This window comes from Mesorhizobium sp. M7D.F.Ca.US.004.01.2.1 (assembly GCF_003997785.1).
Classification (GTDB): Bacteria; Pseudomonadota; Alphaproteobacteria; order Rhizobiales; family Rhizobiaceae; genus Mesorhizobium; species Mesorhizobium loti.
Genome location: NZ_RZRQ01000208.1, coordinates 1 through 10,830 on the forward strand (window position 1 = coordinate 1; position 10,830 = coordinate 10,830).

A 10,830-nucleotide genomic window follows, 5' to 3' on the forward strand; every position below is an offset into this window, starting at 1 on the left:
TCGACATATGGCGCCACCGTTCGGGCTCGTCCATCGCAATTCCTCCTCGCACCTGTTCGTCGGGTGGAGTGTCGCCTTGCGGTCCGAAGGGGTCAACCCAAAGTTTGCGCCGGTGAGCGGCTCTGTACGATGTCAGAACTTGGCGGGATCAGGCGAAGTTGGCGACCGACGTATACTTTGGGGAGTTGGGGTACTTGAAGACGTCGGCCGCCAGGGTGGGGTTGGGACGCACCACGTTGGGGACGCGATGCAAGGTCAGGCTAGGCGCTTGCCTGACATCTGCAATCGGAACGCCGGCCCATGGTGAACGACTGGTTACTATCCACAGGGGTTTACCCGACAGGCCAGTGTCAGGACAGCTGTGCGCAACGCGGAACTGCCGGCCATGCGCGCTCGACGGGCTGTGACCCAGTTGATAAGCCCGTCTGCGAAAGGAGCGCCTGAGTCGAGATGACCGTTGCGATCGAGATGGGACACACGACCGCAGGCGCCCCGGCGAAGCTGGATCTCGAGGAATTGCTGGCGACCCGGCTTTTGGTGCAGGGCAATTCGGGCTCCGGCAAGTCGCATCTGCTGCGGCGCCTGCTGGAGCAGAGCGCGCCCTGGGTGCAGCAGACCATCATCGACCCCGAAGGCGACTTCGTGTCGCTTGGCGATCGTTACGGCCATCTGGTGATCGATGCCGAGCAACATACCGAGCGCGGCCTGCAGGCGGCCGGCGAGCGGGCGCGCATCCATCGCGTCTCCACGGTGCTCAATCTCGAAGGGCTCGATGCCGAGAACCAGATGCGGCGCGCTGCTGCCTTCCTCGGCGGGCTGTTCGAGGTCGCCCGCGACCACTGGTACCCGATGCTGGTGGTGGTGGACGAGGCGCAGCTGTTCGCGCCGGCGGTGGCGGGCGAGGTTTCCGACGAAGCGCGCAAACTTTCGCTCGGCGCCATGACCAATTTGATGTGCCGTGGCCGCAAACGCGGGCTGGCCGGCATCATCGCCACCCAGCGGCTGGCCAAGCTCGCCAAGAACGTCGCCGCCGAGGCGTCCAATTTCCTCATGGGCCGCACCTTCCTCGATATCGACATGGCGCGCGCCGCCGACCTTCTGGGCATGGAGCGGCGCCAGGCGGAAGCCTTTCGCGATCTGGAGCGCGGGCAGTTCATGGCGCTCGGCCCGGCGCTGTCGCGCCGTCCGCTGGGCCTGCGCATCGGCCCGACCGACACAAGCCCGCGCAACGGAACGCCGCGGCTGATGGCGATGCCGGAATCAGCACTCGAGGATGCACGCGCCATCATCCTGGCGGCGCCGCCACCCGAGACCGTGCGCGCGCCGCGCCGCATGACGTCACCGGACCTGCTCGACCAGCTGATGGCGGCCAAGTCTGCGGCGCTGGAAATCCGCCCCGAACCGGTAGAACCGCAAGTCAGCGCCGAGGACCTAGCGGAGCGTCACGAGCGTGTCGACCGTGTGCTGCGCGCCATCCTGGCGCAACCCGACGCGGGTTTTCGCGTGATCGGCGTGCTCTATCAGGAATTCGTGGTCCGTTGCCGCATAGAAGGCCTCGCCTCGGTCGTGCCCGACCTGCCGGAGTTCCGCCGCATGCTGACGCGCGCCCGCGCCGGCCTCGGCTCCGAGACGACGCAGGATGACGCGTGGCGGGACGTTTCCGTCCGCGCGTCGCTGCTGCCCGACGACATGCAGGGCGTGTTCATGATGATCGCCCGTGCCGCGAAGGAGGGCTGGCCGTGCCCGAGCGATGCCGCGATCGCGCGTGCCTACGGCTCGCACTCGCTGCGCCGCGCCCGGCGCCTCTTGACCTATATCGAGGAGCAGGGCCTCATCGTCTGCCAGCTCGACGGAACAGGCCGGCGTACCGTGACGCTGGTCGAACTGGCCTGGGCAACGGCACCGGGCGATCCAAATGCCGCGGAGGTGGAGCAGGGGAGCTTGGCGCTGTGAGGCTGATATGAGGATTTCAGCACAGAGCGGACCGCAGCCTGGCGGCAATGGTGTCCGGATTCGTGTCATGGGGACGCCGAGATCTGGAACAAATCTCGCAAAGGATCTTATCCAACGCTATCTCGGAATACCGGTCGTCTTCGATCAAGGCTTTTGGAAACATGGGATCTTCCCCGCCCTGATGGACGGGCGTGAGCTGCAATATGGAAACTTGCCCATAGTTGTAATGAGCAAGGATCCCGTTACCCAGCTTCTGTCATGGTTCCGCTTCTCCCGGACCGACAGCATTTTCAGGCCGGAGAAAAATCTCGGTTCGTTCCTGAAGAAGCCGTTCGAAGTCAGGCAGGATTTTACCCAGCCAGGGCAGATGGCGTACAGGTTCCGCACACCTGCCGATTACTGGAACCAGTTCTACTTTGCCATGGAAGCGCTTCGCCGCACCGGCGCGCCGGTGCATTTCGTCTGCTATGAGCATCTCGTTGCAACGCCGGCCCTTTGCCTGAATGCGATGTCCCGCTTTCTTGATCTTCCCCGGCCTTTCGACCCCGGCACCGCCGTGGCAATGCCGCAGCACGCGATTGGCGCCAGCAACGACATCGACCCGCCTGCGGACCCCACTGCCAATCAGGGCCCGTTCGATCCCGCCCGTGCGGATCTGGCATCCGCCCTTGCCAGGATGGGGTGGCGCAATGCGAGCACTATCCTGCGGGCCATCGACGACGATGTGCTTGATGCAACGGGGCGACCTGAGTTTCGCAAAACCTGCAGGCAGGCGGCGGGCGCCAAGGCGATGCTGAGGTCGCTGGTTGGGTTTTGGTGAGGGGCGGTCCGGCGGCCGGAGGGCCGCACCGGGAGATTTCATGCCGAGGTGACGGGCGCCGCGAGGGGACTCAGCCGGTGAACGCTTCGAATGTATCCTTGGAGGTCAGCATCGCCTGGCCGTTGAACGAGATCGAGAAATCACCAAGCTGGTACTGGCCTTGGTCATTCTTGACCAGAAGGTCGCCATCAACCTTGTTGAAGCCACTCTCGATGCCTTTGACGATCCTGTCGACGTAGCGCAGGTTGCTCTTGACGGAGAGAATATCGTTCTTGGCCAGCTGCTGCGCGAGACGTTGGAGCTACGGGTTGTCGCCGATACTTTGCCGCCGCGCTTCAACGACCTCGGAGCTGGTGCGCGCCAACGCCGCGTTCAGAACCGGCAATGCCTTCTGCAAGCTGAACAATGCATCAGAAGTCATCTTGCTTGCGTCGGCGTAGCTCAGGCTTTGGTTGCTGATCGCCTTGTTGGTCTGCGCTTGCGGGATGCGGTCGGCGGCAGCCTCCATCTCGTCCTAGACGGCCCACATATAGTCATGCTCTTCCATTGCCATCACCGTTTCCCGCGTCTCGCCGGCAGGAATGAAATAGCGCGCAACGGTGGAGTCCTTGTGCTGGCGATCCGCCTCGACCATCGAGCTGATGAAGCGTGTATACTCGGCATAGAGTTCGCCATAATTGGCTTGGCCGGCGCGCATATAGGGGTCGTCCGCCGTCGTGGTGGAGGCTTGTGCCGCACTGGCGGATGAAGCCGCTGGTGCGTCCGCCTTGGCGTCCTGGCCAAAGCTACCGAACAGGTCATACTCTGTGTTGTCCTCATTGCTGGCGGCGCCCGGTCGGATGACCGGAGCCTCGGCCCGCAGCGCTGTACCTGCTTTGAGGAACGTCGACTGGCTTGTTGCAGCAAAGCCGCTCCTGGCGGACATCAGATTCTGTATCGTAACAGTGAGATCCGAGATAATCTGCATTGAGTAATCCTTGAATTTCCCATGCCTTGCATGCGATTCGCAGAATGAAGCACAGCAGTTAATCAACGGTTCAAGGTGAGCATTGGACAAAAATAGTTAGTCTGGTGCCAACGGCGTCTCCAATATAATTCAACAACAACTAATATAGTTGGCAAAGCCGCGAAAGCGACGAGCTTTCGAAACCCCGATTCATTCCGATGTCCAGCATGAGGAATGCGCCGCAGTGATCGCGGATCCTTCGCGCCACCAGCCGCGCAACGTGGCCGGCGAGGTCGATGTCGGCCGCGATGAGATAGGACGCGTTGGCGGAGACGGCATGGAATGCCGCATCCTGATGCGACCCGACATGCACACACAGAAAGGGCAGGGGGCGATCCATGTGCAAACGGTTGCCATTGCCGAATTCGCGACGGATCGGCTTGCCATCCCGGAAAAGCGCGTCCAGATCCGCTTCGATCAGCGCCAATGGAGACGCGGACTCGACGAGCTTCAGCTTCATCGCATGGCCCGCAGCGCCTCAACCAGGACGGGCACGGTCGATGCCAACATGGCGCGCAGCCGCTCGATTGCGCTCCAGTCGGGGTCGCCGCTCCATTCGTCCATGAAGATCTTCTTGAACTCGACCGCGATGGCGCACCCGGTTTGTGGAAAATTGGCATGGACGAAGCGGGTCTGTTCGCCCTTGCCCTGGAAGGATACGTTCTCGCGCACGTCGATCGGCTCGCCGTCGAGACGCCGGCCGCGAAGCGCCTCGATGAAAGCGTCGACGACCGGCGCCCAGCGCTCGCGGTCCATCGAGAATGTGCCGATATTGATATCGGGCGCGCCATCTTGTGACGCGGGCGCTCCTTGCGGCCCTTCGCGCCGGTGGTTGTAGCTGTGGACGTCGACAAGGACGAACCTGCCGCAGCGTTTTTCGACATCGACGAGGACACGCTTGAGCTCGGCATAGAACGCGTCGTGAAACGCGAGGGACTCGTTCACGATCTCCTCGGCCGGTGGCTCTCGCCACACATTCAAGCCCCAGGACTGCTCCGGCGACAGATAGATCGCGGCCTCGCGCGCCCGGTTCAGATCGACCTGAAAGCGCGATCGATGAACGATAAGCTGGGTCGGGAAATCGGCGATGAAGTGTTCGGTGAAGGGATCCTCCTCCCGCAGCCGGTCGGCGCTGGAGATGGACAGCAGCGGTTGGCAAACGGGCCCGACATCGCAGCCGCTGTGGATCGCCGTGCCAATGACCGGCGATGCACCGAGCTTGATTGTCCAGCCTGCCGCTGATCCGTTGGAAGTGTTGTTGAAAATGGGCTTGTTCACGATCCACTGAAATGCGCGGAGAGGGCGGACGGGTCCGGTTCGCCACACAAGCCTAACGTTTTACACCCTTGAGGAAACCAGGAATTTGCTCCAAGCTGGGCTTTCTCAATGATTTCCGGTTCGCACGGCGTACGCCAATTCAGGTTGGGCGCCTGGCTCAATGCCGCGATGCGGAACCGGATGGTCATTATGAGGAGACTGTTTATAACGGTCGCTGAAATCGCGAAGATCAAGGGGAGACGATGCGCTACATACGTCCGCTTTCAATGGAAGATGCCGTTGGCCAGTTGGCCGGCTCGTCCGGTACATCAGCAATTCTCGCGGGAGGCAGCGACCTCCTGGTGAGGATGAAAGGCGGCTTCATCGAACCCGACCTGATCGTCGACATCAAGGCGATCGACGGCTTGAGCGAGATCAGGGAAACGCCTGAAGGCTTCAGCATCGGCGCCGCGGTCCCCTGCGCCGTGTTGGGAGAGAGTGCCGCCCTGAAGAAGGCATGGCCTGGTGTCGTCGAGGCGGCCAAGCTGATCGGTTCGAAGCAGGTGCAGGGACGCTGCACCATAACAGGCAATCTCTGCAACGCTTCGCCGGCCGCCGACAGCGTGCCGGCGCTGGTTGCCGCAGGCGCCAGGGCAGTGGTCGTCGGACCGGCGGGCAGGCGCACGATTCCCGTGCAGAGCGTGCCGACCGGACCGGGCAAGACGTCGCTGGCCAAAGGCGAGATCATCGAGGCGATCCTGCTCGACAAGCGCGCGCCGCGGTCGGGCGATGCCTATCTGCGTTTCATTCCACGCACGGAGATGGATATCGCGGTGGTCAGCGCCGGCGTGAACCTGACGCTCGACGAGCACGGTGTCGTCAAATCGGCCCGCGTGGCGCTGGGCGCCGTGGCGGCGACGGTGCTTTTGGTCGAAGAGGCCGCGCAGGTGCTCATCGGTTCCAGGCTGGACGAGGCGACGCTGGAGCGGCTCGCCAAGGTCTGCGCAGGGGCTTGTCGTCCCATCGACGACAAGCGCGGCACCGTCGAATTCAGAAGGAAAGTTGCGGGCGTGCTGGCCAAGCGGGCCGCCACGACCGCCTATGCACGTGCAGGAGGCAAATGATGGCTGGTGTAGCAGTTTCAACCACAATCAACGGCGACACTGTCGAGTTCCTGTGCCAGCCGGACGAGACGCTGCTCGATGTCCTGCGCGATCGCCTGGGACTGACGGGCGCCAAGGAAGGCTGCGGCACCGGCGATTGCGGCGCCTGCAGCGTCATCCTCGACGACCGGCTGGTGTGCTCGTGCCTGGTGCTCGGCGCGGAGACCGAAGGGCGGCGCGTCGAGACCATCGAGGGCATGGCGCAGGGCGACAAGCTGCATCCGCTGCAGCAGAAGTTCCTCGAGCATGCAGCGCTGCAATGCGGCATCTGCACGCCTGGCTTCCTGATCGCAGCCAAGGACCTTTTGGCCAAGAACCCCGACCCGACCGAGGAGGAAATCCGCTTCGGCCTTGCCGGGAACCTCTGCCGCTGCACCGGCTACGACAAGATCGTGCGCGCCGTCCAGGACGCGGCCATCGTGATGAAGGGAGCCTGAGATGAATTTCGATCCACGTTTTTCCGGACGTAAATTCACATCCGTCGGCACACGCCCGATCCGTCCCGACGGCATCGACAAGGTGACGGGCCGCGCCCGCTACGGCGCGGACTTCAACATGGCCGGCCAGCTGGTCGGGCGCGTTTTGCGCAGCCCGCACGCCCACGCCAGGATCATCAAGATCGACACGTCGAAAGCGGAAAAGCTTCCCGGCGTGAAGGCGGTGATCACCGCCGCCGACCTGCCCGACCTCACCGATGGCGATGCCGCCATGTACGACGTGCTCGACAATTGCATGGCGCGCACGAAGGCGCTCTATGACGGCCACGCGGTCGCCGCGGTGGCGGCTGTCGACGCCCGCACGGCCAGGCAGGCGCTGAAGCTCATCGAGGTCGAATACGAGCTTTTGCCGCATGTCACCGATGTCGACGAGGCGGCGAAGCACACGGCGCCGTTGATCAATGATGCCATCTTCACCGAGGGGCTTGAGGAAAAGCCGGTAAAACCCTCCAACGTCACCAAGCGCAGCCAGTTTGGCCATGGCGATGTCCATCAGGGTTTCGGGCACGCCGACTTCATCGTCGAGCGCTCCTTCAAGACCGAGCAGACGCACCAGGGCTATATCGAGCCGCATGCCTGCGTGGCGAATTTCAGTTCAGACGGCACCGCCGACCTTTGGGTCTGCACGCAGGGCCATTTCGTCTACCGCCAGCACTGCGCCCAGCTGCTTGGCATGGAAGCCTCGAAACTGCGCGTCACCTCGTCGGAGATCGGCGGCGGTTTTGGCGGCAAGACCCATGTCTGGGCCGAGCCAGTGGCGCTGGCGCTGTCGCGCAAGGCAGGCCGGCCGGTGAAGCTGGTGATGACCCGCGACGAGGTGTTCCGCGCCTCGGGCCCGACCAGCGCCACCTCGATCGACGTGAAGATCGGCGCCCGCAAGGACGGCACGATCACCGCCGCCGAAGCGACGCTGCGCTACAGCTGCGGCCCGTATGCCGGCTCCTGGGCCGAGATCGGCGCGATGACCGCGTTTGCCTGCTACAAGCTCGATAACGTCAAGACGGTCGGCTACGAAGTGCTGGTCAACCGGCCGAAGACGGCGGCCTATCGCGCGCCCTCGGCGCCGATGGCGGCGTTCGCGGTGGAAAGCGCCGTCGACGAGCTGGCCAAGATGATCGGCATGGACCCGGTCGACTTCCGCATCAGGAACGCCGCGCAGGAAGGCACAAGGTCCTCCTACGGCCCGGTCTACGGCCCGATCGGCATCGGCCCGACGCTCGAGGCGGTGAAGAGCCATCCGCACATGAAGGCCCCGCTCGGCAAGAACCAGGGCCGCGGCATGGCTTGCGGCTTCTGGTTCAACTTCGGCGGCCAGACCTGCACCGACCTCAACATCGGCATGGACGGCTCGGTCTCGCTTGCCGTCGGCACCGTGGACGTCGGTGGCTCTCGCGCGTCGCTGTCGCTGGTGGCGGCGGAGGAACTCGGCATTGCCTATGAGCAGGTCAAGGCGATCGTCGCCGACACCTCCAGCCTCGGCTACAACGACATGACGGACGGCAGCCGCGGCACCTTCTCGTCCTCCATGGCAACGATCTCGGCCGCCCGCAACGCGATCAAGATCCTGCGCGAGCGTGCCGCGCAGATGTGGGATATTTCCGTCGACGACGTGGTCTGGGAAAAGGGCCACGCGATCGCCAAGGGCGAGAAGCACGGCAATCTCGGCAAGCTGTCGCTGAAGGAGATCGCGGTGGAATCGGGCAAGACCGGCGGACCGATCGCCGGCCACAGCGAGCTCGTCGCCGATGGCGCCGGCGTCTCCTTCGCCACCCATATCTGCGATATCGAGGTCGATCCCGAGACCGGCGCCACCAGGGTCATCCGCTACACGGTCGTGCAGGATGCCGGCAAGGCGGTGCACCCGACCTATGTCGAGGGACAGTACCAGGGGGGTGCCGCGCAAGGCATCGGCTGGGCGCTCAACGAGGAGTATATCTACGGCAAGGACGGCCGGCTGCAGAACCCGGGCTTCCTCGACTACCGCATCCCCGTCTGCTCGGACCTGCCGATGATCGACACGCAGATCCTCGAGATCCCCAACCCCAACCATCCCTACGGGGTGCGCGGTGTCGGCGAGACGTCGATCGTGCCGCCGCTGGCGGCGATCGCCAACGCGGTGTCGAACGCCGCGGGCGTGCGCATGACGCATATCCCGATGTCGCCGCCGCGCATCCTGGCGGCGATCGAGGCGGAACGGGAATGGTCGAAGTAACGCTCTGGGGTTCGCTTGGCGCGCTCGCCGGAGGCAACAGCAAGGTCGAGGTCGAGGCCAAGGACATAAGGGAGCTGTTCAGGAAGCTGGCTGAACAGTATCCCGGCCTCGAGCCCTGGATCGACAAAGGCATCGCCGTCGCCATCGACGGGACGATCTATCGCGATACGTGGTCGAAGAAGCTGCCGCAGGGGGCGGAGATCTTTTTGTTGCCGAGGCTGGCTGGGGGATAGGCGAGCCATTGACGACGATGTGCGGGACAGGCCTGGTTTCGGCAGACGGGCCGCGAGGCGGTTGGCCCCGCGGCGATGCTGAGGTCGCTCGTCGGTTTCCGGTGAGGGTGGCCGGCAAGGACCGGTCAGCCAGCCGCCGCGATGCCGGCGTGGTGGCTGCCCAATTGCCAGAAGGGCAGGGGAAACCGGCCGTGCTGGACTTCGAGCAGGCGAAAGCCCGCCCCGCCGATCAGGTGCAGCGGATCGCGGTTGAGGTGGCAGCCGCCGGCGATCGATCCCCACAGCCGGTTCAGGCGCTCCTGCCACCTCCGGCAACGCGGCCCCTCGGCCTGGCCATGCTCGATGAAGATCAGCCGGCCCGTCGGCTTCAGGATGCGCCGGATTTCGCTCAGCGCGGCTTGAGGGTCTGGAATGGTGCAGAAGGCATAGGTGACGACCACCGTGTCGGCGAAGCCATCGGCCAAAGGCAGGCTCTCGCCACTGGCCCGGATGCATTCGACGGCGAAGGGTGAGGCGCGGCTCTTCGGTGCGGCGAGGCCGAGCATGGTGCCGTCGGGATCAACGCCGACCAGCCGCTCCACTCTGGCGGCATCGTAATAGGGCAGGTTGAGGCCCGAGCCGAAGCCGACCTCGACGACGACACCTTCGGCCCTCGGGATGACGCGCCCGCGCATCCGCGAAAAGGCGCTGGCCGAACAGCCGGCATGGACGAAATAGGGGGCGACGCAGCGCGCGTACCAGGAGAGGCAGGTCTGGCACATGGCTCAGCCTCCATGGCCGGCGGCAGGGGCGCCGGCAAACGGTTCTGCTGTGCGGCGGCTTGATGTATTGACCGGTGACATTTCTCGCTCCAAGGGAGTTGATCGGGCCGGATTGGCTCGAAACCGGGGATAGACGGCCGGCGTCCCCTCAACGTCCTCTCGAAACCCTTGTGCGGCCGCGTGCGGATCGATGGAGCTGATACAACTCAGACTTCTGGGCTTTCCGGAGTTCCGGCTGAACGGGCGGCCGATAGAGCTTGCCCTGCGCAAGGCGGCGGCGCTCGTCATCTACCTGGCCGAAGCAGGCGGACCGGTGGCGCGCGACGTCGCCGCCACGCTGCTGTGGCCCGAAGCCGACGCGGAAGCCGCCCGCGCGCGGCTACGGCGCACGCTGTACAAGATCCGCATCGCCTTCGGCGAGGAGGTCATATCAGCCAGTGCGGCATCCCTGGTGGTGCGCGCGCCGCTGTCCGTCGAGGCCGATGCAAGCGCCTTCGAGCATGCCTGCAACGCCGGTCTTCTCGACGATGCTGCCGGCCTCTACACCAGCGACTATCTCGCCGGCTTCTCGCTGCCGGATTGTCCCGAATTCGAGGAATGGGTGTTCTTCCGCCGCGAGGCCTTGCGCAGCCGGCTGGTGCAGGCGCTGGAGCGGCTGGTGGAAGCCAAAATCGCCGGGGGCGAACCGCGCGACGCGGTGCTGCACGCCACGCGCCTCGCTGCCCTCGACCCGCTGAGCGAAAGCGCCCACCGCCATTTGATCCGCGCCCATCTGGCGGCCGGCGACCGGGCGGCGGCCGAGCGCCAGGGCGAGACCGGCACGCGGCTGCTGCGCGACGAACTCGGCGTGGCGCCGGACCCCGCCACGCTGGCTCTGCTGCGCGCCAGCGATGCCGAGGTGCCGAGAACCCGCTATGTCGCGGTGGAC

The 10,830-nt window shown here is 64.7% G+C and carries 12 protein-coding genes; 7 read left to right on the forward strand and 5 right to left on the reverse strand.

The features are described from left to right. Positions 1–450 precede the first annotated feature (450 nt). Entirely contained in the window at positions 451–1,953 is a 1,503-nt protein-coding gene (locus tag EN993_RS23885; protein ID WP_127264985.1) for an ATP-binding protein, read from the forward strand. 7 nt (positions 1,954–1,960) lie between these two features. Beyond that, positions 1,961–2,773 (forward strand): hypothetical protein, encoded by an 813-nt coding sequence (locus EN993_RS23890; protein WP_127264986.1) that lies wholly within the window; start codon positions 1,961–1,963, stop codon positions 2,771–2,773. 301 nt (positions 2,774–3,074) lie between these two features. On the opposite strand, the gene EN993_RS23895 is transcribed toward EN993_RS23890, so the two are convergent. The 4 genes from EN993_RS23895 to EN993_RS23910 form a co-directional block, all read right to left on the reverse strand. Continuing rightward, a complete protein-coding gene (locus EN993_RS23895; RefSeq protein WP_127264987.1) occupies positions 3,075–3,281 on the reverse strand; it encodes a hypothetical protein in 207 nt (68 codons plus the stop codon). A 6-nt stretch (positions 3,282–3,287) separates the two neighbouring features. Next, on the reverse strand, positions 3,288–3,740 hold the full coding sequence (locus EN993_RS23900) for a hypothetical protein (RefSeq protein ID WP_127264988.1): 453 nt from the start codon (positions 3,738–3,740) through the stop codon (positions 3,288–3,290). Between the two features lie 139 nt (positions 3,741–3,879). Continuing rightward, the gene (locus tag EN993_RS23905) at positions 3,880–4,239 is read right to left on the reverse strand and encodes a hypothetical protein (RefSeq protein ID WP_245462880.1); all 360 of its coding nucleotides are present in this window, start codon (positions 4,237–4,239) and stop codon (positions 3,880–3,882) included. Then, the gene (locus EN993_RS23910; protein WP_127264994.1) at positions 4,236–5,060 is read right to left on the reverse strand and encodes an N-formylglutamate amidohydrolase; all 825 of its coding nucleotides are present in this window, start codon (positions 5,058–5,060) and stop codon (positions 4,236–4,238) included. Before EN993_RS23910 ends, EN993_RS23905 begins: the two co-directional genes overlap by 4 nt. Positions 5,061–5,299: 239 nt before the next feature. On the opposite strand from EN993_RS23910, the gene EN993_RS23915 reads away from it, so the two are divergent. The 4 genes from EN993_RS23915 to EN993_RS23930 are packed head-to-tail and all read left to right on the forward strand — an operon-like array spanning position 5,300 to position 9,141. After that, positions 5,300–6,160, forward strand: a complete 861-nt coding sequence (locus EN993_RS23915) for a xanthine dehydrogenase family protein subunit M (RefSeq protein ID WP_127264989.1) — start codon at positions 5,300–5,302, stop codon at positions 6,158–6,160. Then, positions 6,160–6,636 (forward strand): (2Fe-2S)-binding protein, encoded by a 477-nt coding sequence (locus EN993_RS23920; protein ID WP_127264990.1) that lies wholly within the window; start codon positions 6,160–6,162, stop codon positions 6,634–6,636. Before EN993_RS23915 ends, EN993_RS23920 begins: the two co-directional genes overlap by 1 nt. Position 6,637: 1 nt before the next feature. Then, a complete protein-coding gene (locus tag EN993_RS23925; protein WP_127264991.1) occupies positions 6,638–8,908 on the forward strand; it encodes a xanthine dehydrogenase family protein molybdopterin-binding subunit in 2,271 nt (756 codons plus the stop codon). Next, positions 8,896–9,141: a MoaD/ThiS family protein gene (locus tag EN993_RS23930; protein ID WP_127264992.1), complete on the forward strand. Its 246-nt coding sequence runs from the start codon at positions 8,896–8,898 to the stop codon at positions 9,139–9,141. Before EN993_RS23925 ends, EN993_RS23930 begins: the two co-directional genes overlap by 13 nt. 125 nt (positions 9,142–9,266) lie before the next feature. On the opposite strand, the gene EN993_RS23935 is transcribed toward EN993_RS23930, so the two are convergent. Beyond that, the gene (locus EN993_RS23935) at positions 9,267–9,902 is read right to left on the reverse strand and encodes a class I SAM-dependent methyltransferase (RefSeq protein ID WP_127264993.1); all 636 of its coding nucleotides are present in this window, start codon (positions 9,900–9,902) and stop codon (positions 9,267–9,269) included. A 190-nt stretch (positions 9,903–10,092) separates the two neighbouring features. Here EN993_RS23935 and EN993_RS23940 point away from each other — a divergent pair. Next, on the forward strand, positions 10,093–10,830 hold a 738-nt coding region (locus tag EN993_RS23940; RefSeq protein ID WP_281040573.1), incomplete at its 3' end, for a BTAD domain-containing putative transcriptional regulator.